Source organism: Cupriavidus sp. KK10 (assembly GCF_018223725.1).
In the GTDB taxonomy this organism is placed as follows: domain Bacteria; phylum Pseudomonadota; class Gammaproteobacteria; order Burkholderiales; family Burkholderiaceae; genus Cupriavidus; species Cupriavidus necator.
On record NZ_CP073678.1, the window covers coordinates 1085133 to 1111054 of the forward strand.

The window sequence follows — 25922 nt, forward strand, 5'->3', positions numbered from 1 at the left end:
TATAGCTTTCACGAGGTGGCCTTGCCAAGTCGCGTACTTCATTTACGACTCGACCTTCGGTATGTGTAGATATTTACCCCTATGGTAGGTGTCATCGGCGCGATAATCGCTCGCCGGGGGATAAGCGGTGCGTTGGGGAAAATGCAGTAGCAGAGAGCCCAGTCCAACCGGTTGGACGGGCAGCCGCGAAAAACCGTATGTTTTTGGTGAGCTTTCCGGAGATTCGTGGACGGGAAACTGATTTAAGGTCTCACTCACACGCGCGTCTCTGACGCATCGATCTCGACAAGCAGACCGTCAACCTGGGGTTGCTTTGTCCTCGCCCCTTCCCGTCATAGTCTCCCTCGCCCAGCGCCTTTGCTCGATGCATGTGCATTCGGCAAGCGCGTTGGCGCTTCAAGGATTCCTTGCTCTTCTGAGCATCGAATAATCGCCCGGCCTTTCTGCCGGGAAATCCCATTTACTGTTTTCAAGAGAGAAAACCATGGAATCCTTGGCCAATCTGATGCGTGCGCCTATCCGTCTGTTCTTCACGCTGATGGCGATCTATGTGGCATCGCAATCCACTGTCTGTGGCTTCTTCCTCGGCATCGTCGCGCTGTCGTGGGGGTATCACAAGCTCATCGGTCGTTCGCACATTGTGCCGACGCCCCGTGACGTGTCGATGCCCAAGCCGCGAACTGCCTATGCAGAACCTGAGCAGCCGCAAGCGCCCCAAGCGCCTGTGTATGCCAAGTCCCCTGTCGTTGTGCCGTTGAAACGTCAGGAAGCTGCCCGTCGCAGCGCCTGACCTGTACCGTCCTCACTTCGAGGGCGGCCCTATCCACCTGTCGTCGGAACCTCGTTCTCACCGGCAGGTGGCAATGGGGTTCCCGGTCGGAGCACCCTATGAAAATGCAACTCGCCGCCTGGCAACTCGATTTCTTCGGGGACGCGGCACCCCTCACAGTCGAATCTCCCAAACGCGACCCGCTGCCCGATCCGAAGTACTGGAGCGAGGCCGTGCACGATCAAATGATTGACGCACTGATCAGCCTCGCCTGCGACAGCCGTCGCGGCGACAACCTTCCCGAATCGCTGGCCGACTGTGCTGATCTCCTGCGTTCGCGCATGCATGGGAAAGCCGTCGAGAAATACGACTTCGACATGACGCTTGGCTGGATCTTCGGCTACTGGGATGGGGCGCTGCCCTATACCTATGTCTGCGCTGTGACCGGCGTCGACCCCGAGGTTCTGCAAGACGTCATCCTCAACCACCCCCGCCTCAGGCGCGATCTGGACGAAATCCGCCGGATGCGCTGCGGCACGCTGCTTTAGGGAGTCGTCCGTGAGTTTCATTCAGCGACTCTTCGACACGCTCCAGGACGCCCTACAGGCGCGTCCCGCGGCACCGGCTGCGTGCAATGCACCGGCCGTCGGTACCGGCTTGCGCAACGAAGTGCAGATCGAGATCGGCGGCGTGCCGAATCTCTTTCGCGACGACGGCGAGCGCATTGTTCACTTCGTGGCCGGCTTCGATGCCCGCCCGACGGCAACGCACTTTGGCCAGAAGCTGTTGCCCGATCCGGTTCCGTACTGGAACGTGGCAGGCGAACATCCGGGGGCGACGCTCTCCGCGGTGATTGCCGCAGCGATCCGCGCCCACCCGGCGCCGGCAGCGCACGCTGCCATGCCAGGGGACGACCCCGGCGCGAGCCAGTCGGCACGCCAATCTGCTCGCGAGCGGGCCCGCGATAGCCAGCACCCTGGCGCAGGGGCCGGCAGCGCGCAGACCCGCCGTGAGCCCGGCGCTGCAGTGTACCGCGGCACCATCATTTTCTGGGGCGAAGCAGAGTTCGCCGATCGCAAGCGCATCGGTCGAACCTACACGTCGTTCGCACTGAAGCTGGAGACGGCAACTGGCGTTGACACCCTGCAAGGCGAAGGGTTAAAGGAAGCCATCGCCGAAGCCGGCTGCCAGCTCGGCGACCGTGTGGAAGTACGGCGTCTGCACAAGGTCAAGGTCCAGGCATTCCACCGCAAGTCTGGAACGCCAAAACTCGACGATGACGGCCAACCCATCATGTGGGACAAGTGGCTTTGGTCGATTACCCGTTCACATTGATTCAAAAAGGAAAACCTCTTCTATGGCATCCGTCAACAAAGTCATCCTCGTCGGCAACCTCGGCGCCGACCCGGAAACCCGCTACATGCCCAGCGGCGACGCAATCACCAATATCCGCATCGCCACCACCGATCGCTACAAGGACAAGCAGACCGGCGAGATGAAGGAGGCCACCGAGTGGCACCGCATCTCCTTCTTCGGCAAGCTCGCCGAGATCGCCGGCCAGTACCTGAAGAAAGGTTCGTCGGTCTACGTCGAGGGCCGCATCCGCACTCGCAAATGGCAGGACCAGTCCGGCCAGGACAAGTACAGCACCGAGATCGTTGCCGATCAGATGCAGATGATCGGCAGCCGTCAAGGTGGCGCCGCCGGTGACGACGAGGGCTACGGCCAGCAACCTTCTCGCCAGTTGCAAGGCGAGCAGGGCACGCGTCAGCGCCAGAGCGCGCCGCCGCGCCAACAGCCTGCATCTCAGACAGGATTCGACGAGGAAGACGATTCGATTCCGTTCTGATATATCGTAACGAACGATCGGACTCTTCGACGCCTCTCGCCTCATCTCCACGTTGTGTTGCTACCGCTGCCGGACTTCGCCGGCGGCAGTAGCCCCTTCCTCTGTGCGCCGGACACTGGCGCCGTTCATCCTCCATCCCGCAATGATGCGCCATGCTGAAAAAACCCTCTGGCTCGGTCCGGAGTGTCCTTTGAGCAAGCGAGTTCCCCCGCCTGTCTCAGGCATCGACCAACCATTCCGACCGGAGTGAAACCCAATGAAAATGAGTGACATCACGAAGAACTGGACGCCTGCTCAATGGGACGCTCTGGTATTGCAGTATCTGCCGGAGCGGTTCCTGACCGGCAAGCCTGGCCCATGCCCGATGTGCGGAGGCAATGACCGCTTTACTTACGATAACAAAAGCGGCCGTGGCGACTGGGTATGCCGCCAGTGTGCCAATGGCAACCCGATGGCGGGCGACGCCATCCTGCTCATTTGCCGGTACACCGGCATGTCCTTCCTCGAGCTTGCCCGCGTGGTGGAGGGTGAGCCGGCACCGGCGATTGCCCAGCCGGCGCATCCCCCTATGCGGCGTCGTGGCATGAGTGACGGGGCCAAGGCCCGTCGTATCGAGCGAGTCTGGTCCAGCGCCGCGCCGCTGGTGCCCGGTGACGCCGCGATGCGGTACTTTGCCGCTCGCGTGCCTGGTCTCGTTGCACCGCGCCCGAGTGCTCTGCGGTTGGCGATGATGGACTATCGCCACGAGCATGCAGTGCAGGGGCGCTATCCAACGATCGTGGCGCAGTTCACGCGGCCAGACGGCCGCATGGCCACGGTGCACCGGACTGCGCTTGATCCGGTCAAACCGGCCAAGGCGCTCATCGTGACGGCTGACGGGGAAATCCTGCCGGCCAAGCGCAATGACGTGACGGCGCTACCCCTCCCTGGCGGTGCGGTACGGCTCATGCCGCCGCGGGATGGCGTGCTGGGCGTGGCCGAAGGGCTGGAAACGGCCTATGCGGCGCACATGCTGTTCGGCGTGCCGACCTGGTGCTGCCTGAATCGTGTGCTGCTCAGCCGCTTCGTCGTGCCGCAAGGGCTTGGCATCCATACACTGCACGTCTTTGCCGACTTCGATGAGATCGATCCGAAGACACGCAAGTCGCCCGGCATGGCGGATGCGCTGGCTTTGGCCAAGCGCGTCCGCAGCGAAGGGCTGACCGTCCACGTGCATCGCCCTTTGGTGCGCGGCACGGACTTTTGCGACCAGTGGCTCACCGCGTACCGGTTGCAAGGCATTGCTGGCCAGCGAGCAGTCTGTGCCTAACCCTTCGTTGTGAATGCCGCCCTCCGGGGCGGTACCTCTTTCTCTTTCTGCCCTGCGGGTTCTGCCCGCGGGGGAGAACCCTTGCGGCAGATCACTACTTGGAGTTCTGATATGTCGTTCAAAGGATTCAAGGTGATCGTGGGTCGTCTGCAAATCCGTGCCATGCGGCAACTGCCCTCGGGTATCGTCCCGGCGTGCCAATCCGACGCAGAGACCTATCATGTCTATCGGCGCAATGCCGACGGATCCACGCAGCTTCAGCACACCGACGTGGATTTTGATTCCGCCTTCACGTATTGCGCCGGTCTGCAACGCCCGACGCGGCACTGAGCGCCCATCCCCATTAAACGAGAAGCCCGGCAATTTGCCGGGCTTTTTTGCTTTCGCGCCGCGTTCACCGGCGGTGGAAGGCCTGGATCAGCGTCAGTGCGCATTCCCAGAGCGCCCAGCCAATACCGAATGTCAGCAGGAATTTGAAGAAGCGGATGATTTCGTACTCGGTCATTGCCTTGGCCCCCGTTGGCACGTTGCAGTTGATTCTACTTTACCCGCCAACGCGCGAAGTCAAGCCCCGCGCACCTAGCCATTGAAGCGACTTGTCGCTGCCACCAGCGCATCCAGAGAGAGGGAGGAGAGTCCGCCAGCGGCCGCGGCCGACGCTGTGGCCCCAAGTACTGGCGCCTCGTTGAGTGGATCGTTGCGGGGGGCGGGCGGGACCGCTGGCGCGGGCACTTCACCGGTCAGCACGTCCAACGGCGGCACTGACACCGGCACGGCCCCCAGCTCAGCCGCTTTGTGATGCGGCGGGGTGGAAACAGTCAGTGCGGGCGCGGCAGTGTGGGAAGGCGTCACAGGCACGCCGATCACTTCGGACACATTGCACGCGCCATACTCGGCGAGCTGCTTCAGGAAGAACGCACGTTGCCGGAGGTCGCCCATGGCGGCGAGTCGCCGGTACAGAGCAGGGGTCGCCGCTGCCGAGATCGTGACTTTGATTTCTAGCTTTCCCACAACCACCCTCCGTTACCGCTTGCCGCCGCGTGCGTGGTGTGCCAAGCCGATCAGGTAGAATCCACGGACATTGGCATAGCAGGGCGATTCCATCATGTGCACCGTTGTGCGCGGGAAAGCGGTCTTGATGAACGGGGCGTAGATGGCTGCACCGCCGCCGGTCAGGACAATGGATCGAATGTCCTCGGCGCGGCCGACACGAGATTGCATCTCCTTGACTGTGGCATGGCAAAGCGATCGTGCTTCCTCGAAATAGGGGCGCAGGTCGAGATCCTTGCCATAGAAGAGCATCGACCGGTTCTCACGCAGGCATTCGTCAATGCGTTCGATCCCGGAGACCGCCACGCCTTCGGCCTTGGCGATCAGCGCTGCCATTTGCTGGTAGATCTTCGCAGCACCACCTGGGACGCCGCCGCTGCGGCTGTCATCCATGGTGAAGCCGCGCGCCACCACCCAGTCCGTCGTGAAGTAGCCGACATCCACGATCAAGTGGGAGTTGCCCGGGTCGAACTGATCCCCGCCGTACTGGGAAAACGAAACCAGCGCGCCGAGCGGTTGGGGCAGCGGCATGACGTTGCGCACCACGATGCGCGTGTCGCCGAAATCCAGCTCGCCGGTGTAGCGGTCGCGCAGGTATTCCGAGTACATCGGAGTGGTGTGAACCGGCAGGCCGAGCACCAGACGGTCCACCTCGGTGACGCCGGCATATTGCAGAGAGCCTGCCAGCAGCGCGGTGTAGTTGGGCGTCGTCACGAAGTCCTCAGAGAGCGTGCGGCCTGTGTCGCCGTAGGGGGTGGTGATCGTGACGTCCGGGCCGACCTCATAGCGGGACCCCTCAACCGTGACGGTGATGACATCGCGAGTCTTCAGGTATCCGCCGCCATGTTGGGATAGGGTCGAGTTGGTTGCAGGTGGGGCGAGGGATGGAAACATTTGCAGGCCGATCTCGGCGCCGCGTGCGAACGCACTTTTGGTGTTTCCATAGCCAACGTCGGTCGCAAAAACTAAGGCTTTCATATTTTGGGTCACTTCCTGAAGGGCTTGAGCAAGGGGAATCGTAGCTACGGAAGCGATCTGGACACCGCCAGTCTCTGACAGGGACTCTCTGAATCTGTCTGACACTGACAGACAGTGTCAGATACTGCCAGTGGGCGCTCCGTGGCACCTCTGTCAGACAGTGTCAGATACTCACCGTGAGTGTCAGTGACTCACCATAAGTGCCACTCTGTTTCTATCTGATCGTCCGCCCAGCTACTGTACGGCGGTTGAGGTGCCGCGTAACGATCGAAAGCTCGCCAATTTCACGCACGATTCGCAATGCATCGGGGTTGCACGGCTGGGCCGGGCTCGCTATCCTTGACCTACTTCTCGCGTCCCCGACGCATCGACCTCGCCGCCACGTTGGCGGCCATCCCAAGCATCGACACCGCCCGAAAAGGGGTTGTCGTTCGCCTCTATGTACGAGCCGGAAATTAATCCGGTTTTTTTTCAATCAAATCAAGTGGACAGTGTCGGATAGTGAGGACACCGGACACCGCGATACCAAGCCGATTGGCGGTCCGTTTGTGAAAGTGGACCGTAGTGAGGACGATTCCGAAGCCGGACACCGGACAGTGTTCGATGAATCGCCACACCAACAAGACACGTCTCTACAGCCACAGGCTGGGCACGGATCACGAAGCCCGACACACAGCGGCGGAGATGATCTGGCTTCGGGGCGGGGAGCTGATTGCGAGTCACGAACGTGGCCGACGCAGGCTTCTGAGAGCATGACGACCCGGGCGGCGCTACCGGTACCAGAACGGCGCAACAGGAATCACCCACCACGGCAGCGACCACGAACGCGAGGACAGCAAAAGTTCTGGCGAGCGAGGGTCGGCATCGAAATGATGCACCGGGTGGATGGCCGCGCAGCGGCACGCAAGGCAAAGGCCCGCGTGTTCGCATAGCGGACAGTCATGAAGCATCTGCTTCCATGCTCGGGGCTGATCGGTTGGCATCGCTAAAGGACAGGAAGAAGTGGACTCCGGCACGGTGGCCGGTTAGCTGGATGTGGTAGTCCGGTACACCAAGAGGTGAATGTCGTTCGGGGCGGCATCTCACCAAGCAGAGAAAGCTGCCCGCTGGGCGCGCGGCAGGGCATTCGCGATGGCGGATCGCTCCCGCGATTGGAGCAATGACAACGATGAGCAAGGGTATCAACCTGCGCGCGGTGCTGGCCGCGTACAACCTCCCCGAGAACTTCAAAGCCGCGTTCGCGGTGCTGGCGGCGCAGCATCTGCATTTGCCGCACAGCGGTACGCGCGTCAGTGGCCGGTCGCTCTCGCAACTAACGCAACGGCAACGCGCCCAGGCGCTGCTGAAGATGTTCGTGGACCTGCGCAAGGGTGGCTTCGCGCTGGTGTCGCCGTACAACCTCAAGCAGAAGCACATCCAATGGCTGGTGCAGTCCTGGGTCTTGGAGCAGCAGCTGGATGTCGGATCGGTGGAGCTGCGCCTGACGCACCTGCGGGCGTTGACCGCGTGGATGGGCAAGGCGAACATGGTCGGCTCGATCGATGACTACGTGGAGAGGCCAGCGGACTTCAAGCGCAGTTACATCGCCCGTGAGGACCGGTCATGGGAAGGCAATGGCGTAGATGCGCTGGCGAAGATCGCGGAGATTGCGGGTACCGACCAACATGTGGCGCTGCAACTCAGGCTGGAGGCGGCGTTTGGACTGCGGGCAAAGGAAAGCTGGCGCCTGCGGCCTCTTCAGGACGTGCTGCCGTCCGGCCATCTGCATGCGGTCGATGGGACCAAAGGCGGGCGGCCGCGTAAGGTGCCGATCGAGTTCACCTGGCAATACGATCTGCTAATGGAGGTCGCCAATCTGGCGGGCGTGGCGAACCCCGAGCGCGGCACGCTGATTCCACGGTCGTATACACAGGCCAGGTGGCGGCGGCATTTCTACGCGGTGCTGGAAAAGCACGGAATCACGAAAAATGGGTGTGGCGTGACGGCCCACGGCTTACGGCACCAGTATTTCCATCAAATGTACGAGCGCAATGCCGGCCAGGCGGCGGCAATCAAGGGGGGCGGAAAGGTGATCGATCGCCAACGGCATGAAGAGGCGATGCGCAAGATCGTGGAGGCTGCGGGCCACAGCCGGCAGACGAAGGCCAATGCGTATCTGTCGACCTACTCGGTGCAGGCTGCAGCGTCGCGCCCGGTTGTCACCCCGGAGATGGCCGCTCAGGCCGTGAAGGATGCCGGCGGTGTGAAAGCCAAGGCTGCGCAGGCGCTGGGTATTACACGGCAGGCGCTTTACCGGCTGCTTGCACGGCTGCCGGACACGAAATGACGCCAGCGCCAGGAGCGCAAGTGGAGCGAGTCGAGGCAGCTGCTGTTACCAGTGAATGGCGAGCCCGCGCCGCCGGGAATTCCTACAAGTGGTAGGCCCCGCTTACGCGCGTACCTGCGACAGGCGTGGCGGTCGGCATCAATCGGAATACATCAGGAGCATTTCATATGAAGGAAATCCAACAGCACGCAGATCGCGTGTACACGATGAAGGAAATTCAGGACATCCCTCAGGCACGGGATTGACCCGAAGGCCTTTGGGGGCTGGCCGTTGGTGTCGTTGCCAGAGAACGTCATCACGGTGGCACGTATGAAGGAGTCGGAGGGAGATCCGTGTTATGTCGGGGCGGTAGAGGCGGCACAGTGGCCGCGGCGAGGACTGCGTACCGAGTGGGGGATCTTTGTGGTCGATCGCCACGAGATGGACCGTGGAAGTTCAGGAGATTGGGTGCTGAGGGTGGAGCCCTACCTGACCGACGACCCTCACCTCGAGCTCCCGCACCTGCGTAACGAGCCCGGTGAGACAGTGGGGATCTATCTGAGTGATCTGGCGAACGGTGCTATCGAGGACGGACCGGCCGCAAAGGCGCTGGAAAGTCTGGATATGATGGGTCTGGGCCCGACTGACAACGACGTTACCGGTCAGCTCTTTGCGCTGTTTGGTTTGGATCGACCAGATGAGCAGCTGGACTATGCGGCCCTGGGCAGGTTGCTAGCGGATTGGCTGCGCAGGGCAGAGGTGGATACTGTGTTGCACGCGTCGCGTCAGCCGGCTGCCTTGCGTTTTGTAGACGGAGCCTGTCAGATTTCTTGTGTGTTGAGGTCATGAGACGATATCGAAAGAAACGCCCTTATGACCGAAACAACAAGCATGACCAAGAAGAGCAAGAAATCGAGCGCGCCGAAGCTGTTTCCGGATGAGTTGATCGATCAACTACTGGCTCAGGTACAGAACAAGGACGCCGAGTCGATTCTCGGTGAATCAGGCTTGGCCGGCCTGCTCAAGAAGCAGTTGGCCGAGCGTATGCTTGCCGCCGAACTGACGCACCATCTGGCCAGCGAGGCCAAGCAAGGCAAGAGCGGCAATCACCGCAACGGCAGCAGTGCAAAGACCGTCATCACGCCCAACGGCGAGCTGGAACTGGACATTCCGCGCGACCGGCAAGCCACCTTCGAGCCGCAACTGGTCGCCAAGTACCAACGCCGGCTGTCCGGCTTCGACGACCACGTAATCAGCATGTATGCGCGCGGGATGAGCGTGCGTGAGATTCAGGGCCATTTGCAGGAACTGTATGGGCTGCAGGTCTCGCCTGACCTGATTTCCACCATCACCGACGAAGTGCTGGCCGAGGTCGAACAATGGCAGCAGCGTCCGCTGGAGGCGATGTATCCCATCGTCTACTTCGACGCGCTGCGCCTGAAGATCCGCGACGAAGGCACCGTCAGGAACAAGGCCGTCTACCTGGCCTTGGGTATCCGCGCCGACGGGCGCAAGGAGGTGCTCGGCCTGTGGATCGAGCAAACCGAGGGCGCCAAGTTCTGGCTCAAGGTCTTCAACGAGTTGAAGAACCGCGGCCTGGACGACATCCTGGTCGCCGTCGTCGACGGCCTGCGTGGCTTCCCCGAAGCGATCGAGGCCGTCTACCCCGGCGCGCAAATCCAGACCTGTATCGTCCACCTGATCCGCAACTCGCTGAACCTGGCGAGCTGGAAGGACCGCAAGGGCCTGGCGGCCGCGCTCAAGCCGATTTACCAGGCTGCCACGGCCGACGCCGCCGCCGGCGCGCTGCAGGCGTTCGCCGCCAGCGATTGGGGCCGCAAATTCCCCACGGTGACCGACATGTGGCGCCGCCAATGGGAGCAGGTCATCCCGTTCTTCGTCTACCCGCCCGAAGTGCGCAGGATCATCTACACGACCAACGCCATCGAAAGCATGCACATGCAGTTGCGCAAGATCGTCAAGAACCGAGGTCACTTCCCCAGCGACGAGGCGGCCAGCAAGCTGCTTTACCTGGCCTTGCGCAACATCGAGAAAGACTGGAAGATGCCGCCCATCACCTGGAAACAAGCGGCCAACCAGTTCGCCATTCTCTTCGGTGACCGCTTCACCAACGCCCTACGCTGAGATTTATTTAACCGACCTCAGCACACAGAATTCCTGACACCTCCTGTAGACGAGGAGAGCGGGCTCCACATCTCGCGAGCGAAGCTGCACTAGCGTAGGAACTGGGGCAGGAACGGGTCGTTGTCCCAGTGGCCCGTTGCGCCCCACCAGCAGAAGAACAGGACCAAGGCGATGACGCCCAGGATGTAGAAGCGCGCTTCCCTGCCGGTGCGGAAGGTGTGGATGATCTGCTTGAGGCGTTTCATCAGTTTGCGCGAGAAACCTCGGCCTTCAGGCCGGGGAGGGACAGCGCGCGACGCGAAGCGTCACCCCTGTTCTCGCTCTCCTTTGCTGTTTGCGCTACGAGTTGGTATCCGTATCCGTCGCCGCGCTGGATCAGTTTGCAGTGCTTGTGAGAAATGCCCTGCACAGCGCCAGCAGCAGTTTGGATGTTGAAGAAGCCAGTCACCCTGATGGCGACCCGGCCAACATACGTGCCGGCCTTCTTGCCAGTAGGAACGATTGCCTTGACCATGTCGCCGGTCTGAAACCCAAATACGCGCTTGCTTCGCATGAGATAGCCGCGCGGGAAGCCGTGGGCGCTCAGCCGGGTCCTCTGATAGCTCCCGCGGCCAGTGCATTTGATACGCAGCGCGGGTCGTTGCCAGTCCAGGACGGCATGCACTTGCCCAACGCAGGCTGCATCGAGCGCATGCGACTTGGGGATTTCGAGGCGCCGACGGTTGTACTTGGTCTGGCCGCCGGATCCTGTTTCGACCGGCAGGCCGAAGGCTTTGAGGGCGTCCAGGAGGGCCAGGCGGGTGGTGTTCACCGCGGCGGCATCCCCCAATGGTGCTTTCGCGCGCGCCAGGATTCGCTTGGCGCGCGCTGGATCCTTGCGCAGAAATACCTCCAGCGGCAACTTTCCCTTCTTCTCATTGCAGGGCCGGCAAGCGAGCGTGAGATTGGAAACGCGATTCGAACCGCCGTTAGCCTTGGCAACAATGTGTTCAGTTTCCAAGGGGCGATCGGCCGCGTCGCAGTAGGAGCAGGTTCGCCCGAACTTCGCCAGGAGGTACTCCTTGAGCTCGTACCCAAGGAGTGTCCCTTGCTGGTATTCGACCCCGGAGATCTCTGGATTTTCCATCGCCTGCGTGTCAAAGCGGACCAGCTCCACGCCGATAGCCTGAAGGGGGGCGACTTTGCTGAAGCGGCGCACCCACGCTTCGGTGGTGACGACGCGGTGGAGAAGGCTAGGCGCAAGCCAGCCTTTAGGCTTGCGTCGATTGTCGAATCGGGCCGCGCGGTATCGAGTCTTGCGCCCACGGCGGGCACGCCGCATCGAACGGCGGGCAGTCAACGCCTCGCTGATCTGCCGGCCACGGTGGATGATCTCGGCTAGCGAAAGAACGTAAGCCCCGCGGGCTCCGTCTGCGCCAAAGGTCGTCTCGCGGACGATAGCGACACCAGTCTCTTTGCTGCCCGGATCCAGCTTAAGGCGCAGGGGCTGGAGTTCACTGTCGTCCAGGCACCGGTCAGTCAGCCGGATCGTGAACGGCATCAGCCGATGCACGCGAGCGCGCCCACGCTCGAGCAGCAACCGCGCTCGCTTCTCACTACACGGCATCAACGCCTTACTGTGCTTGTCCAACACAAAGACTGCCATGGCAATCTCTCCAATATGGTTGCCCTTACGGGCCTGGTTACGCGCCCCTTGCGGGGCGTCTCCCTTCGGCAATGTTGCGAACCGGCGCTCTGCCCCGATCCGTTTCGTGCTTACCCTGTCGCTTGTCTGCAACCGGGGCTTCGAGAGGTTGGGACTAAGGAAGCATCCCAACGTCGGTCTTTCACCTATTCGCAACGTAGCGGGTTGGTTACCGCTTTGCCTGGTCAACCCGAGCTTGTCAGTTGCCTTTCAAGCTCCGGCCTTTATGCCGGGGTAGTTGACGCTTTTCTCCGATTCAGCAGCGGGCGAGGACGGCACGAACGAACGGCAGGACGCCAGATTGATAGAGCGCATTCCGAGGTTTCTTGGTATCCACCACGGCGGCGCCATCGGAAAAGCACAGCAGCGGGATGCGACTGGCCTCGTCGGCGGTGGCGACGAGAGGCCGGCTGTTGGACCCGAAGATGTGCGGACAGTCCGTCGCTGGGCCTCTAGTGTAGACGGCGGTGCTGATGGCGGAGCAGACGACGGCGGCGGCAATGGTTGCGGCAAGGATCAGAGGCTTGTACATGGTTCCTGTTCTGAATTGATGTACCCCTATCTTGCCAAGCCAGGCGCGAAGTCAAGGGCTGGGCGGCTTCCCAAGAGTGGCCGAGATGGGAGTCCCGTTTACATCAGTGCAGTCAAGCACGCGCGCGAGGAACTCCTCCAGGATGACTGTGCCGCCGAACAGCTCCTCGTGGACCGACCCCGGTAGGGCATCGATTGGCTCGATATGCACCCAGGGGCGGCCATCAATCTGGATCAGCTTGGCGCGGCGCATGAGTTTGCGGTAGCGACTGGCATCCCTCAGCAAGGCCTCAGCCGGCATCAGTTCCTGCAGGAAGGGCTCGGGTTGCAACAGCTTTCCGGCCATGGCGGCGAAGAGCGGGCCGCGCGTGTCCCAATCGTCTTCGTTGCGGGCAATGAGCGCGAGCACCGTGCCGAGGTCGGAACTGGTGAGTTCCTTGCTTACGATGACGGCGAGCTCATGCTGCTCCGTTGGGCGGGGACGGACTCGGGTGTTCCAGATGCCGCTGAGGATGGCAAAGGCCGGATCGCGGCCAGTGTCAAGGGATTGGGGCGGGGTGGATATGCCGCAGCCGGTGCAGACAATGAGCCTCGAAGCGGTTAGCAATGAATCGAGGCTGGCTGTCGCAATGCGCGCAGGAGAGAAGGCCGTCTGACATGGTTGGGGCGGGTTCGCGGGCGTGTGGCGCGCATTATGCCAAGATCTGCGACCCGCCCGGCCGCCGATGCGCCATTGTGACTGCGAATTGGAGTGCATCGTCCGACGAAAGGCGTATGATTTCGCACGTCTTTCGCCGGACGATCGGCAATTTCGCACCAATACCCCCATGAAGGAACTGAACCTCGGTACCCGGCCGCGCGACGAGCAGACCTTCGCCGCCCCGGGCGAGCCGCTGTACCGCGAGCTGGCCACGATCGATGCACTCACCTTCCGGCGCATGCTGGATCGCGTCTTCTGGCATCCGCCCGCAGATGCGCTGCGCTTTGAGGTGCGCGCCATTCCGTCTGAGCTGGGCAGTGAGTACACGGTCACGGCGATCATGGACGGCGTGGGGGAAATCTGGTTCGATGCCGATACCATTCCCGCTCGTTGGGATGCCATTGCCTCGTTCGAGTTGTCGTGGTCGCTGTCGCAGTTGCAAGCCGCGCAGCACAGCTTGGACCCCGTGGGCGTCGAGAAGCCAGGGGGCAAGCCGGGCATCGAGCGCATGCCGGACTATTCGTCCGTCCAGGACCCGGCAGAGGCGGCGCGCTACCGCTGGCACGTCGTTAACCGGCTACGTAAGGCTGGGCTAGACCTGCTATAGCGTCGGGGGCTTTATCTTTATCGGTGGCACGCTTTGCGGTATCCTGCACGCTACTTCCGCGTCTCTGACGCATCGACTCCGCTGATTCGTCGGCACGCTGCTTTTCTCACCCACTGGGGCCTTGTCCTCATGGGCATGGCTCCGTCTCTCATTGGAGCCATCATGTTCATTCACTATCGCGGCACCCCCATGGCTGTTCTGGCCATGATCTTCAACCTATTCGCCGCACTGGGTTTCACGGTCACCACCGTCGACTCAGGTCTGTTGTACGTGCAAGTGGCCAGCTGCGTCATGATCGGTAGTCTGATCGTCGTGGCCTGGTTGGTTGCCTATTCCTCGCATATGCGTCACGTCCCAGCTTTGGGCTGACGCCTCGGGCCGCCTTTGCGGTCCCTCCTTCTCGACCTTCGCGCTTGCGTTGCCGGTCGATACTCTCTCCCATCGGGGCCTTGTCCCTGATGGGCGGGCTCCATGCCTATCCAATGGAGTCTGCTTCATGTCCACAATCGATCGCCTTTCCACGCTCGCCTTGTCCGGCGTGGGTGTCATCTTTGCACTGGCCTTTGCGTTTTCGATGAATACCGAGGACGCATGGCAGCTGAGCTTCCAGCTCAGCATCTGCGTGCTGCTCACTGCGCTGCTCTTCGTTGGATGGCTGCGAGCAACCCGCCACGCGATCCAGCGCGAAGGCAGCGTGCTGCAGCCAATGCGGCAAGCCGATTCATCTATCTCCCGCTGATCGTCGCACGACGGGCATCTACCCACAGGGAAACGCGCTCCCTGTGGAGCGTTTCCCGTCAAATCCCAAGGAAACGTCATGTTCCAGAGATTCCTCGAAATCGAAGTCGGTCCCGCACCGTACGACGAAGCCTGCGCCCGCGTCGGCGCGGATGACTACGCTGAACGCTCTCGCCTTGAGTGCGCGGTATATATCCGCCAACTTGGCCGGATCTTCGGCGTCCATGCGGCCGACGTGCTCACATTCGTGCGCCGTGGCTTCGCTCACGACTTCGGTTGCTACCACGAAGTGGTGGCCCGCATGAACACGGCAGGCGCAGCGCTATTTGACGAGTCCCGCCTGCCGGCCCAGTGGGATCACATCGCCCGCGCCGAACTCGCCTGGCTGTCGCTGAGCTACCGCTACCTGCGTCAGCTGCAGGACGGCGAGCGCGAGCCGCAGGACGTGCCCATGCTGTACCGCCTCCGTTCGATCCCAGATTTTCCGGATCATCCGGTCGCGCACTGGCTGGCGCTCGGCGTTGTGCCGATGCCCACCGGCCCGGCCCTCGCCCTGCGCTGATCGGGAGAGGCCATGACAACGCTATCTCTTTCCGCCGTCACGCGGGCGATGATCGACGCGGCCGCCCTGGTGGATGACATCAACGAGGCGCCGTGTCCCTTGCAGCGTGCAGCCGGCATCGACGCCGGCGACGGACGTGGCGCTGATTACTCGGAGCCGTTCAATGAGGAGGCGCGACGTATGGTTGGCGTGTTCGACCTGCCGTCCAGTGCCTTCCGCGAGGAGAGCGCCGAAGTGCGCACCTCGATCGCGGTGTTCGCGCGGTTCCGGGCGTAGTGGAGCGACTATGTGCGCCAATCCGTCACGGATCTGACGCCGTTGCCCACGTTGGCATTGCAGACGGATGAGCGCTACTTTGGTGAAGCACGCCTCGGCCACCAGTTGCTGGACGACGAGGGGGCTGGCCATCAGGCGGCCAGTGACCTCGCAGAAACGGGTACGCATCTCACATGACGGTCGCCGCATCGTGATCGGGTTCGACTGCGGGTTCGTCGAGGCGATGGTGATCAACCGTGTGCTGGAGCGCCGAATCGCGTCGCTGGAAGGCCAGCGACTGCCGCGTGGCTTTCGCTACGCAGGCACGGGCCGGCTGGATCTGGAGGCATTTCTTGTGCAGCCAGATCCAATCGGGGCGATGGGCGAGCTCGTCAGCATGGTGAAAGCCGCCGGCGGTGAGCCGGAGTTTGCGCGAGGCTTCCTCGAGCATTTCCGACAGCGTCTGCGTCGCAGCCTGCGGCAGGCATTGCCGCTGCGCCACGCGGTCTGGACGACCGGCTTAGGGGCCGCCGATACCATCATAGGGACGGCGAAGAAAACGCATGTCGTGGATTCGACGGTGTGGGGCGGCCCGGTCGTCAAGGCCTGCCAGGCGGTGCGCTTCGCCCGGCAGGCCGATGGCCACTACCAGTATCAGGTACGCGACGAGGCCTACGTCGTCTCGTTGGACGAAATCACCACCCGCTATAGCGTCGAGATGCGCGCTGAACTGGAGCAAGTCATGCCAGCATCGGACGTGCACGTGATCCAGTCGCCGGAGGATTTGGTGCGGCTTGGCCGCGTTAACCTGATCGCTTACGAGCGCTTGCGCCTGCCCGTCGACCGGCAGGCGTCGCGCCGCGTCACCTACGCGCATCGGTTGCGGCGTCGCATTGGCCTGCTGGTCGCCGATGAGGGCGAGCGCCTGTCCAACCCGTCCAGCGATCAGAGCCGCGCGCTCTGGCAGCTATCAGCCAAGCGACGCTACATCCCGACCGGCAGCCCGATTGCCAACTACCCGCGCGATATCTTCGGACTGATCGCGTTCACGGGCGGTGACGGCACGGCGGCCCAGCCGTACGGCTACCGGCGTGGCTACCTGGAAGCGAACTGGCTCGCCTCGGTGCAGCATGCCGAGCGCGGAATCGACCGCTTCCGCAGCGACTTTGTGGTGCTGGAGTGGGTCAGCTGGGAATTCGCTGAAAGCCTGCAGGATGGGGCCAAGCGCGAAGTGCCCAAGATCGGCAACCTGCCTCGGTACCGGCAGATGCTGGCCCCTCACGTGAAGCGTCGATTGGTGTGCGAGCCCAATGTGGCCCGCTATATCCGCATAGAGCCGCCCGCAGTCGAAAACGTCGAGACCACATGGGACCCAGCGCATCTGTCGCTGTACTTGCGCACCGCCGACGAGTTTGCCCAGTGGTACCGGGAGATCCGTAGGGATGGCAGGCCGAACAACTGGATCGCCATTCTCGCCCGCATCCGTGCCGTGCACTTCGCCGCCAACTACCCGCAGCACGGGGTGGAGGGTGTCGGAACGCTGGCGCAGCTGACGAGCAAGCAGCGGGCAGTGGTCGAACGGCTGGAAGCCATCGCGGGGGAGGGCAAGCAGGTCATCCTGTTTGCCGAGAATCCGGGCGTCATCAACCTCATCGCCAGCAAGTTGAAGGCGAAGGGCGTCGAGACGGTGGCGTTTCACGGCGGGATTCCGATTGCGAAGCGCGTGGCCGACAAGGACAAGCGTTTCGTCGGCATAGCGATAGCGGGGCCAGCCCGTTCGTCGCGGGTGCCGGGGCCGTGTGCCGGCGGCGCTGTCGTTGTGATGGTCGGCGTAAGCCAACGAAGTCACTGATGTTCGCCCTCCGGTTTTGCTTGGAGGGCGATCTCTTTTTTCCTCTTTGCCGATTCGCGGGGTGCGAGGGCCAATGCAGCCCGGGTGAAGGCGGGCAGGGTAAGGGTATATCCGACGGCTCAGTTCGGCCATGAAGGGACACTTGTCCGATGCGTCATCGAGACAGTCACGTGGCAGCTCTACTCAGCAAGCGGTCGTTCGATCGCCGAGAGACGGCGTCGCGTCTGACAGGGTCATACTTTGTTCGCGGCGATCAACCGGGCGCGCGAAGAGATCCTAATTGCAAGATCAAGCGACCCAAGGCCCCCGCCGCGCGAACGCGGAGATACGGGCAGGCGTGTCGCTGGCGCCACTCGCGATGCTCGACCGAATTGAGCTTCTGTAACAGCACTTTGTTGTGGCCCAAGGCCATTGTCCAACTGTTGGACATTGCAGCATACGCCACGCATCGGCGAAGGCGCGCATTGCCATCAGATTGGAGCGCGCCCGGCTGGCAATAGCTGGCCTAATACCGCCATCATCCGGGATGATTAAAGGACCATTTGTTTCAGTTTTGGAACGCCCCGATGGCTAAAATTGGGGCGGCTGATCCCATCATCTAGCCGCCTTAGGCGCGCCTGAACAGAGAGCCTATTCGCACACGGTCAGAGTCGCAGAAAGCGACGAAGGCGTAGTGGACTGGACGACGTTGTTGGTCTGATCCGCGATCTTGATATCGCTATAGGTGACATCCGTAACTGCAACGTGCTGGCCACCAGGGCAGGTTAAATCGCCCGGCTGCGCTGGTGGCGGCGAGAGCGTGAGGCACGCCCTGATGGATCCATTCTTACCGGAACTGATCGTTGCGGGGGTTGACACCAGGCCACTTGTGGCGGTCTTGTTTGCGGCATTCGGGCATTTTCCTCCGTTATTCACGCAATGATACGTGGCAGAGGCAGTCGCACTGGCTAGGTAGCTAATGTTCTGATTGTCTCCAAGACCAGTCTCCCTAAAACACACATTTGCATCGCCATCGGCTTGCAGCGACGCCGTGGCCGAAAGGAAATGGGGATTAGCTGCCCACGCGACTAGCGCAAGCGCCGCCAGCATCGCAGCTACCGCGAGCTTTCTGTGAGTCGTGAATTCTTGTTTCATGTTGGCCTCCTGAACCGCAGGCGAAGATGGTGAATCGTCATCACCTAGCCTCCAACGCCGACCGAGCCATATGTGGCACGAAGGCAGTGGTGAATACCGGCCGCGCTAGCGGCAATTGAAGTTGGCTGATTTGCTGTGGATGATCGAAGGCCTCGTATGTCGCTCTAGCTCAGGAGAGGTTTCCTGTCATGCGGCTCCTTGCCCAGCTTCGCGATCCGCGCTCACTGTCCCAGGAGATCATCTGGCACGGTTTGCAAGGCGAAGGCGGCGCCAGCCGTAGCAAAGTTAGGTCCACGCGAAAACCGTGCCAATCGTGGTAACCGCTTGATTTCATGGAAAGAAGTCCCCCCTACCAAACGGATAACCCGAGCCGCAATTGGTGGTGGTTTCATCTGTGAAATAACACGCAATTCGCCGGCTTTGCGGGCAGGACCGCAACACACGATTCGAGGAGTTCACAATAACCACTCCCATAGCCGTCAGCTTTGCACCCCTTGGATCCGCGAAAAAACAGCCAGATATCGAATGTCATTCCGAGCGCTGAGGCCTCGAGGTCCTGGGGTCTCCGCGAGGAAGAGGCGGCGCCAGATGCGCCGCGCGCGCAGAGCTCGTGCCAACGATGGGCGCTGTCCAACGGACTAAGCCCAGTCGCAGACCGGACGCTTTGGAAACCCGACTGGAAAAAATGCCTCCGGGTCCGGGGGCTTCCCGGAGGCCGAACGCGGGAGGCGCTACACATCCCCGCGAAGAAGGTCCTCCTGGTCCTGGGGGTGTCCGGAGGGCCAACGCGAGGAGACACAACACATCCCCACCAACCAATGCTGGACGATGGTCATCAAAGTTGGCACCAACCATAATGTCTACAGCGTAGAAATATAAGTATGTTTCAACGCTGTAGCTGGCAACATCACCTCGGGTGAATCGCCGGTGCGGTACCCTCCATCGGTCGCTCGCGGCGACCTTACCCCCGGGCTGCCCTCGCAGTTCCTTTCCATTTCCGACAAACAGGTCAAATAAGCACCGTGGGCCGCTTCCGCGGCACCAGCCCTTCCGCTAGGGTAGGCATGCAGACACTCAAGGGCTGGATATCAACCTAAGACGCCCAGTGCAACGACCGCAGTCCTACCGGCAACGGTCATTCGAGCTTGTCGTCGAAAATGGCTGAGATGGGTCGATTAGCGCCATCTGACCTTGATCGCGACCAAGCGCAGCAGAGAGAACTCTTCTATGCGCATGGTGCGGCATACCTCAAGAGAGATAGCAAAATCGTGAGCTTTCGCCGGATGGATTGCGTCGGCTTGGCGATAAGATGATTTCCCGCAGCCCCCGCTACGGACCCAAGACCTCGCAGCACTCGCCCTCCCTGGAGGGTTCTTTTTTGTCCGGCGCCGTGGAGCTGGGTCGCTGCCATCTGGCGCGCCCGTGTCGATTGGATTATCCTTACGGCTACTTCCGCGTCCCTGACGCATCGACCCCGCACCACCCGGTGCACAGTTTTTTGCAGTAAGTTGGCCTCCCGCTTCGCCGGGCTGCCATTTTCTCTTTTCTTATCCCATCGGGAACCTGTTCCCGGTGCGGCAACGGGTTCCCATTCCCCATCCGGAGAACCCCATCATGCTGAATCCCACCATCGTCGTTGGCAAGATCCATCCTCGCCGCAACCCGCGCAAGTATTTCGATCCTGCCGAAATGGCAGAACTCACCGATTCCGTTCGCGAGAACGGTGTCATTCAGCCAATCCTTATTCGTCCGTTGGGCGATGACGCCTACGAGCTGGTGGCCGGTGAACGCCGCTTGCGTGCCGCGAAGGCGGCGCACGGCGACGACTATCTCATCCCTGTCACCATCCGCGAGATGTCCAAAGAGGAAGCCGACCGGCTCGCCCTCATCGAGAACGTCCAGCGTGCCGACATGGCTCCCTCGGAGGAAGCCGTGGCTGCCGCCCGGATCGTTGGCCAACTCAAGGGCGACCGAGAGGAGGCCGCCAAGATCCTGGGCTGGTCTCGCTCCACGCTGGACAAGCGCCTGGCGCTGATGAACTGCAGCGCGCCCGTTCTGGACGCGCTCAACACCCGCACCATCCAGCTCGGCCACGCCGAACTGCTGGCGACGCTCGCGAAGGACAAGCAGGACAAGCTTCTGCCCGTCATCGTGTGCGAGAAGAAGTCGGTGTCCGAACTGAAGAAAACCATCGAGGCCGCCGCGTGCAGCCTCGCCTCGGCGATCTTCGACAAGGCTGACTGCGCCGCCTGCCCGCACAACTCATCGTTGCAGACGGAAATGTTCGGCGAGGCCATTGCTACCGGCAATTGCACCAACCGCGCCTGCTACACCCAAAAGACCGACAAGCAATTGGATACGGTTGCCTACGGTCTAAAGGATGAGTTCCCGGTGATCCGGATTGTTCGTGCGGGGGACAACCATACGCGCGTGCAACTGGTGGTGGACGGTCCGACCGGCGTTGGCGAAGAGCAGGCGAAGGCTTGCCACGCCTGCGAGCACTATGGCGCGGCCATCAGCGCGCTGCCGGACAGCGTCGGCAAGGTCTTCCGCGGCCAATGCTTCGATACGGCTTGCAACAGCAAGAAGATCGCAGCACGTCTCAAGGCCGACCGCGACGCCAAGGCGACCGCACAGAAGCCGGCCATCGCGGCGGCGGATGTATCCACGACTGCCAAAGGCTCGACCAAGGTTCCGGCCGAGGAAAAGGCTGTCACGCACATCAGCGAGACCGAGAAGGTGAAAACCTACCGTGTGGCGCTGTGGCGCAAGGCGTTGCGCCGCGAGGCTGCAGGCATTCCTGAGACCGCCAACATCTACCTGCTGGCGGTGGCGCTGTCCGGGCTTTCGCGCAACATCGGCGGCGACACCATGGGCAAGATCTTCGAGAAGTTGACGGACGAGAAGGCTTCGTCCACCGACCTCAAGAAGAACCTGGCCACCGTGCAGGAATTGGATGCGGCGAAGCGTGCAACGCTGACCACCGCGATGACCGTCGCGGCCATCGAGGGGATCGAAGTCCATCACCTCGTGGCGATGTGCCAGTACCACAAGCTGGACCTGCGCCAGCACTGGAATCTGCAGAAGTCCAAGGACTTCCTGGAGTTGCTGACCAAGTCGGAGATGAAGGTGCTGGCCGACGAGCTGGGCCTGCGTGCCGCGTTCGGTGACAGCTTCGCCAAAATCTTCAACAAGTCCAAGCCGGATTTGATCGAAGCGCTGCTCAACGTCGACGGCTTCGATTACGCGGGCAAGCTGCCCAAGGTTCTGCGCTTCTGATCGCACCGACCGCCCACTCGGCGGTCGGCTTCCCCCCATTTACTAATCTTTCAAGGATCCCCATGTTTCAGGAACTCGTTCCGCTCGTCGCCGCGTGCGACAAAGTTGTGCTGACGCTCACGATGAAAGGTGACGCGATGGCTGTCGTTGTTGCCCCCGTGGTTTCCAAAGCCGCTGACGCCGCACTGGCCACGCCTCTCGCCCTGACCGCCTCGCCGGTGGAGCTGGATGAAGGTTTCGCCCAGGCGATCGCCTTGGTGTCGGTCTCGCATCGCTCGTTGGCCGACCAGGTCGAAGCGACCGCTTCGATCCTGAACGCCGCGACCAGCGCGCAGTCCACCAAGGCGCAGAAGGCACTCTCCAAGGCCAACAGCCAGCCGGTCGCATCGTCTTCGGATGATGAGGGCAGGGCTGACGGCATGGACGACAACGACGAAGGCGAGGGCAAGGCTGCGGGCCCCGTGCCCCAGGCGCCGTCGCCCGAGCTGAGCGGTACCAACCTCGCTGACCTGCTGTAACGGACAAGGAGCACACCATGAGCCTGACCGTCCAGCAACTGACCCGTGAATTCACCTACAACGGCATGACCCTGATGGATCCTGGCCCGGCGTTCTCGCCCGACCAGGTGCGCGACATGTACACCGCCCAGTACCCCGAGCTGACCACCGCCACGGTGGACGGCCCGGTGCACAACGGCACTGTCATGCGCTACACGTTCGTGCGCGCCGCCGGCGCCAAGGGCTGCCATGCGTAAGCGTGACTTGATGCAGGCATTGTCCAGTCCGGATTTTTGCCTGCCATTCAACCAGAAACCGTCCGAAAGGGCGGTTTTTTTACATTCTGAGGAGATGGAATCATGCTGTTCGATCCTCGCCCCATTGATGAGAGCTTCATTGCATCAGGATCCGGCTGGACGCCATCGCGACAGCCTCCCGCTGCCCGACGTCGTCCTGCCCATGGTTTTCTGACGCTGCCCACGCTGCCCGCCGAGGTTCCCGCCAACGGGAAGCTGCAGTATGGCGACAGCGCGGACACGCTCAAGCTGATCCGCAAGCAGTTTGAGACCGGCGTGTTGGCGGCCCGGGACGTGCAGGGAGCGACCAGTGCCGGCGATGCGTTCGCGCAGGCCATGTTCACCTGGCTACGCCGGCGCATGCCAAAGTGCAAGAGGCTGAATTTCTCGTTCGCCCTGCTCGACCAGGCTGCCGCAAGGGAGCAGGTCGACCAGTTCGGCCACGACGACGACCTCCATGCGCCGTTGTATCTGGCGATCGAGCTGGAACAGGAGAACGTGTTCGAGATCGGCGAGCGTGCCGATGTGATGCGCCGCGCCGATCCGGCCTTGCTGTACACGGCCATTCATCTTGTCAACCAGGCGGCGGGCCGCTCGCTCTACGTGCGCACGCCGGACGATTTGGCGGACATGTTCGCCCGTTGGTGGTGGGAGTGCGATCCGACCATGAGCGACGAGGAAGCGCGTGAGTTTCTCTCCGAGCGGTTCGGCGGCGAGGATCCCGACATCGAGCGCTACCTGCCGTCCAAGGTGCTGCCGGTGTTGGCCCCCGACGACGCGGTGCCGGCCTTTGCGCGCCGCGACAAGACGGTGCGAATCCAATGCCTGCAACCCGCGCAACTGAAGGTGCTGCTGATACGCCAGCGAGGTATGCCGCGCCGCATCTGCCGGGCGCTGCTGAATCTGCAGGCGGTACTTTCCCGCACCACGCGCAGCCGTGCACTCAAAGACTCGCAATGGGCGGAACCGGCCTACTCGGCGACGACGCTCTGCATGTGGAGGGAGCACTGGGTTGGCGAGATCCTCGATGACCATTTCGAGTGCCTCAACAACGCGGGCGATGCCACGATGTATCAGTCGCTGATCCCGCTGCAAAGCACCCCACGCGCCATCCGACGCCAGTTCAAGCAACTGGCCGACATGATGGACGTCATTGCGGCACTCGACCGCGTTCTCACCATAATTTCTGAATAGGAGGGCCACATGGCCAAGATTCATAGTGCTTCCCGCGACCATGATGTGGCCCTGCAAGGGGCCATCCTGCTATATGGGACTGGCCTCAGTGCATTTTGCTATGCCACCGCGCATCGTATCGAGACCGACGCTCAGACGGGGCGACCCGTCATCGGGGCCGGCACGCCACTGGACCGGCGTGCGCTGATTCACGCCTTGCGTCAGGTCGCCGAGGCATCCCTGCCCAAGGGCGAGTTCCTCATGCCCAACGTGCTGTCGATCAGCCCGGAGGCCATCACCTGGTGGAGTCCGCCCGGCAAGCGCCGCGTGTTCTTCGACTGTGAGGAGCTGGGCCAGCGCAGCGCCGTGGTGCCCCATCCCGGTCTGGTCTTTCATGCGGCGCCTGCTGGCTTTCGTGTGTTCGCCCTGAACCAGGACGAGCGCCCGACGCCGAACTCGATGCTGTACGAGCCGCCTTACTTCAACACCTGGGACCACGGGAAGATCTGCATCGGTACGGCCCACGTGCCCAAGCAGATCGACGCGGCGTCCATAGCCGGATGGGAAGAGGCGTTCTTCGCCTCGGCCTTCACCCATCCCAATCACGGCGGCAAGCGTGTCGACTATGCCGACGGCTTCTACGCCTTCTGGCGCGACATGCTGGATGGGAAGTTCCCAACCTTTCCGCAAGTCGCCCTCATCCCCATGAACCAATCCCTCGGCAAGCTGATCGTCGGGCATTTCTGAGACTGAACATGCATCCGATGGACATAACCCTGCAGCAATCCTTTCCGACCGTGATGGTGCCGCGCTTCGGCGACCTGGCACCGCTGGAAACGACGGGCGAGCGCCTGCTCATCGCCGCCAACGGCGTGTTCCTGGAAGTGTCGCGGCCGTGGCTGCGGCTCGTGCGCCGCGTGGCCCAGTTCGACGTAAAGACCGCCGTGCCATATGGCGTTGCAGCCGAGACGACGGACCTGCGCTGCGGCAAGCTGCCCGCCCAATTGATCGGGCAGTTTGCCGAGATGGCGCGTGCGGCCATGCCCAACGAGACCGGCGGCTGGATCGTCTGGAATCTGCCTACCGGCGCATTCCGGCTGGCGCCGGTCACGATCCTGTCGCACGGGCGCGGCCATTTGCAGTACGAGCGGCCGGCGCTGGTCGACGGCGAGGTGGTGGTGGTGGATTGCCATTCGCACGGCAACTTTCCAGCGTACTTCTCATCGACCGACAACGAGGACGACCAACATGACGTGAAGTTCGCGTTCGTGATGGGCAACTGCCTCGCTGCAACACCGTCGCTGTGCCTGCGGCTCTGCGCCAAGGGCATTTTCGAGCCAGTCGATCGAGTACCGGGCGACTGGTACATGGCGGCGCGGGCCCAGGAGGTGGTGTGATGACGTTCGAACACCATATTCCCGAAACGATGCGCATCAATGCGTGGAAAGTCGTGGTGGTGGGCGCTGGCGGTACCGGCAGCGCCTTGTTGCCTGCGCTGGCGCGTCTGCACCATGCCATGCTCGAACTCGGCCACCCCGGCGGTATCGAGTGCACGGTCTACGATGACGACACGGTGAGCGAGACCAATGTCGGCCGGCAGGGCTTCTACCCGAACGACGTCGGCCAGCACAAGGCGACCTTGCTGGTAAATAGGTTGAACCTGCTGATGGGCACCCGCTGGGCAGCCAGCCCGCGACGGATCGGCAGCCAGGATCGCTTTGTCTGCGACATGGCGATCGGTTGCGTGGACTCTCGGGCCGCGCGCAAGGCCATTCTTGGCTCGCTCGAGCGTGGCCCCGGCGGCTACTACCTGGATTGCGGCAACGAGACTGACCGTGGGCAGGTCATTCTTGGCCAGGTGCGCGGCAAGCGGGAAGGCCGCTTGCCCCACGTTGGCGACCTATTCCCGGAACTGGTCGATCCCAAGGGCGACAAGGAGGACACTGGACCATCCTGCTCGATGGCCGACGCGTTGCGCAAGCAGTCGCTAGTCATCAATCAGGCGATCGCAGTGCAGGCCTTCAACCTGCTGTGGACGCTCTTCCGAACCGGCACGCTGAAGTACACGGGCGTGTTCGTCAATCTGGAAGCCGGGCGTACCAATCCGTTGCCGATCGATCCCGTCGCATGGGCCCGATTCGGCTACAAGGTGGCCTCCAAGCCGACGCGCAAGCGTGCCAAGGCGGCATGACGAAGCGCCGCGATTCCA

29 protein-coding genes are annotated in these 25922 nt (G+C 62.2%); 22 read left to right on the forward strand and 7 right to left on the reverse strand.

Going from position 1 to position 25922, the window contains the following annotated elements; genetic code table 11:
* The first annotated feature begins 484 nt into the window (after nucleotides 1-484).
* The 6 genes from KB879_RS36375 (at nucleotide 485) to KB879_RS36400 (ending at nucleotide 4257) form a co-directional block, all read left to right on the forward strand.
* A complete protein-coding gene (locus KB879_RS36375; RefSeq protein WP_211982707.1) occupies nucleotides 485-790 on the forward strand; it encodes a hypothetical protein in 306 nt (101 codons plus the stop codon).
* Between the two features lie 98 nt (nucleotides 791-888).
* A complete protein-coding gene (locus tag KB879_RS36380) occupies nucleotides 889-1317 on the forward strand; it encodes a hypothetical protein (protein WP_211982709.1) in 429 nt (142 codons plus the stop codon).
* A gap of 10 nt (nucleotides 1318-1327) precedes the next feature.
* The gene (locus tag KB879_RS36385) at nucleotides 1328-2104 is read left to right on the forward strand and encodes a hypothetical protein (protein ID WP_211982710.1); all 777 of its coding nucleotides are present in this window, start codon (nucleotides 1328-1330) and stop codon (nucleotides 2102-2104) included.
* 22 nt (nucleotides 2105-2126) lie between these two features.
* The gene (locus tag KB879_RS36390; RefSeq protein WP_211982711.1) at nucleotides 2127-2618 is read left to right on the forward strand and encodes a single-stranded DNA-binding protein; all 492 of its coding nucleotides are present in this window, start codon (nucleotides 2127-2129) and stop codon (nucleotides 2616-2618) included.
* Nucleotides 2619-2874: 256 nt separating this feature from the next.
* Nucleotides 2875-3927 carry a primase-helicase zinc-binding domain-containing protein gene (locus KB879_RS36395; protein WP_211982712.1) on the forward strand — a complete coding sequence of 351 codons (1053 nt, stop codon included), beginning with the start codon at nucleotides 2875-2877 and terminating at the stop codon, nucleotides 3925-3927.
* A gap of 111 nt (nucleotides 3928-4038) precedes the next feature.
* Nucleotides 4039-4257, forward strand: coding sequence for a hypothetical protein (locus KB879_RS36400; RefSeq protein WP_211982713.1), 219 nt, complete (start codon nucleotides 4039-4041; stop codon nucleotides 4255-4257).
* 249 nt (nucleotides 4258-4506) lie between these two features.
* Here the strand turns inward: KB879_RS36400 and KB879_RS36405 are convergent, their stop codons facing one another.
* Nucleotides 4507-4938, reverse strand: coding sequence for a hypothetical protein (locus KB879_RS36405; protein WP_211982714.1), 432 nt, complete (start codon nucleotides 4936-4938; stop codon nucleotides 4507-4509).
* A gap of 12 nt (nucleotides 4939-4950) precedes the next feature.
* Nucleotides 4951-5955, reverse strand: coding sequence for a PRTRC system protein D (locus KB879_RS36410; RefSeq protein ID WP_211982715.1), 1005 nt, complete (start codon nucleotides 5953-5955; stop codon nucleotides 4951-4953).
* A gap of 1168 nt (nucleotides 5956-7123) precedes the next feature.
* Between KB879_RS36410 and KB879_RS36415 the strand changes: the two genes are divergently transcribed.
* The 3 genes from KB879_RS36415 (at nucleotide 7124) to KB879_RS36425 (ending at nucleotide 10405) form a co-directional block, all read left to right on the forward strand.
* Nucleotides 7124-8281, forward strand: a complete 1158-nt coding sequence (locus tag KB879_RS36415) for an integrase domain-containing protein (protein WP_211982717.1) — start codon at nucleotides 7124-7126, stop codon at nucleotides 8279-8281.
* A 456-nt stretch (nucleotides 8282-8737) separates the two neighbouring features.
* Nucleotides 8738-9109, forward strand: a complete 372-nt coding sequence (locus KB879_RS36420; protein WP_211982719.1) for a hypothetical protein — start codon at nucleotides 8738-8740, stop codon at nucleotides 9107-9109.
* Between the two features lie 42 nt (nucleotides 9110-9151).
* On the forward strand, nucleotides 9152-10405 hold the full coding sequence (locus KB879_RS36425; RefSeq protein WP_211982161.1) for an IS256 family transposase: 1254 nt from the start codon (nucleotides 9152-9154) through the stop codon (nucleotides 10403-10405).
* Between the two features lie 89 nt (nucleotides 10406-10494).
* Here the strand turns inward: KB879_RS36425 and KB879_RS36430 are convergent, their stop codons facing one another.
* From KB879_RS36430 to KB879_RS36445, 4 genes are all read right to left on the reverse strand, one after another.
* Nucleotides 10495-10650, reverse strand: a complete 156-nt coding sequence (locus KB879_RS36430) for a hypothetical protein (RefSeq protein WP_194946915.1) — start codon at nucleotides 10648-10650, stop codon at nucleotides 10495-10497.
* The gene (iscB, locus tag KB879_RS36435; RefSeq protein WP_211982721.1) at nucleotides 10650-12050 is read right to left on the reverse strand and encodes an RNA-guided endonuclease IscB; all 1401 of its coding nucleotides are present in this window, start codon (nucleotides 12048-12050) and stop codon (nucleotides 10650-10652) included. Before iscB ends, KB879_RS36430 begins: the two co-directional genes overlap by 1 nt.
* A gap of 295 nt (nucleotides 12051-12345) precedes the next feature.
* Nucleotides 12346-12621, reverse strand: a complete 276-nt coding sequence (locus KB879_RS36440) for a hypothetical protein (protein WP_153956109.1) — start codon at nucleotides 12619-12621, stop codon at nucleotides 12346-12348.
* 51 nt (nucleotides 12622-12672) lie between these two features.
* Complete coding sequence (locus tag KB879_RS36445; protein ID WP_211982723.1) at nucleotides 12673-13227, reverse strand: hypothetical protein; 555 nt, start codon at nucleotides 13225-13227, stop codon at nucleotides 12673-12675.
* Nucleotides 13228-13447: 220 nt separating this feature from the next.
* Here KB879_RS36445 and KB879_RS36450 point away from each other — a divergent pair, with 220 nt between their 5' ends.
* The 6 genes from KB879_RS36450 (at nucleotide 13448) to KB879_RS36470 (ending at nucleotide 17334) form a co-directional block, all read left to right on the forward strand.
* The gene (locus KB879_RS36450; RefSeq protein WP_211982725.1) at nucleotides 13448-13927 is read left to right on the forward strand and encodes a hypothetical protein; all 480 of its coding nucleotides are present in this window, start codon (nucleotides 13448-13450) and stop codon (nucleotides 13925-13927) included.
* Between the two features lie 162 nt (nucleotides 13928-14089).
* Nucleotides 14090-14296: a hypothetical protein gene (locus KB879_RS36455; protein WP_211982727.1), complete on the forward strand. Its 207-nt coding sequence runs from the start codon at nucleotides 14090-14092 to the stop codon at nucleotides 14294-14296.
* 127 nt (nucleotides 14297-14423) lie between these two features.
* A complete protein-coding gene (locus KB879_RS36460; RefSeq protein ID WP_211982729.1) occupies nucleotides 14424-14666 on the forward strand; it encodes a hypothetical protein in 243 nt (80 codons plus the stop codon).
* A 78-nt stretch (nucleotides 14667-14744) separates the two neighbouring features.
* Nucleotides 14745-15227 carry a hypothetical protein gene (locus KB879_RS36465; protein WP_211982731.1) on the forward strand — a complete coding sequence of 161 codons (483 nt, stop codon included), beginning with the start codon at nucleotides 14745-14747 and terminating at the stop codon, nucleotides 15225-15227.
* Nucleotides 15228-15239: 12 nt separating this feature from the next.
* Nucleotides 15240-15503 (forward strand): hypothetical protein, encoded by a 264-nt coding sequence (locus tag KB879_RS39870; protein ID WP_249221386.1) that lies wholly within the window; start codon nucleotides 15240-15242, stop codon nucleotides 15501-15503.
* A 67-nt stretch (nucleotides 15504-15570) separates the two neighbouring features.
* The gene (locus KB879_RS36470) at nucleotides 15571-17334 is read left to right on the forward strand and encodes an SNF2-related protein (protein ID WP_249221387.1); all 1764 of its coding nucleotides are present in this window, start codon (nucleotides 15571-15573) and stop codon (nucleotides 17332-17334) included.
* A 630-nt stretch (nucleotides 17335-17964) separates the two neighbouring features.
* Here the strand turns inward: KB879_RS36470 and KB879_RS36475 are convergent.
* A complete protein-coding gene (locus KB879_RS36475) occupies nucleotides 17965-18468 on the reverse strand; it encodes a hypothetical protein (RefSeq protein ID WP_249221388.1) in 504 nt (167 codons plus the stop codon).
* Between the two features lie 1614 nt (nucleotides 18469-20082).
* Between KB879_RS36475 and KB879_RS36480 the strand changes: the two genes are divergently transcribed.
* The 7 genes from KB879_RS36480 to KB879_RS36510 all read left to right on the forward strand — a co-directional run bounded on the left by KB879_RS36480 (nucleotide 20083) and on the right by KB879_RS36510 (nucleotide 25904).
* On the forward strand, nucleotides 20083-21747 hold the full coding sequence (locus KB879_RS36480; protein ID WP_211982733.1) for a PRTRC system ParB family protein: 1665 nt from the start codon (nucleotides 20083-20085) through the stop codon (nucleotides 21745-21747).
* 62 nt (nucleotides 21748-21809) lie between these two features.
* Nucleotides 21810-22265: a PRTRC system protein E gene (locus KB879_RS36485; RefSeq protein WP_211982735.1), complete on the forward strand. Its 456-nt coding sequence runs from the start codon at nucleotides 21810-21812 to the stop codon at nucleotides 22263-22265.
* A 17-nt stretch (nucleotides 22266-22282) separates the two neighbouring features.
* A complete protein-coding gene (locus KB879_RS36490; protein WP_153956730.1) occupies nucleotides 22283-22501 on the forward strand; it encodes a PRTRC system protein C in 219 nt (72 codons plus the stop codon).
* A gap of 102 nt (nucleotides 22502-22603) precedes the next feature.
* Complete coding sequence (locus tag KB879_RS36495; protein WP_211982737.1) at nucleotides 22604-23734, forward strand: PRTRC system protein F; 1131 nt, start codon at nucleotides 22604-22606, stop codon at nucleotides 23732-23734.
* A gap of 9 nt (nucleotides 23735-23743) precedes the next feature.
* On the forward strand, nucleotides 23744-24460 hold the full coding sequence (locus KB879_RS36500; RefSeq protein WP_153956732.1) for a PRTRC system protein B: 717 nt from the start codon (nucleotides 23744-23746) through the stop codon (nucleotides 24458-24460).
* A gap of 8 nt (nucleotides 24461-24468) precedes the next feature.
* Nucleotides 24469-25110, forward strand: a complete 642-nt coding sequence (locus KB879_RS36505; RefSeq protein ID WP_211982739.1) for a PRTRC system protein A — start codon at nucleotides 24469-24471, stop codon at nucleotides 25108-25110.
* Nucleotides 25110-25904 (forward strand): PRTRC system ThiF family protein, encoded by a 795-nt coding sequence (locus KB879_RS36510; protein WP_211982741.1) that lies wholly within the window; start codon nucleotides 25110-25112, stop codon nucleotides 25902-25904. Before KB879_RS36505 ends, KB879_RS36510 begins: the two co-directional genes overlap by 1 nt.
* Nucleotides 25905-25922: the final 18 nt, after the last annotated feature.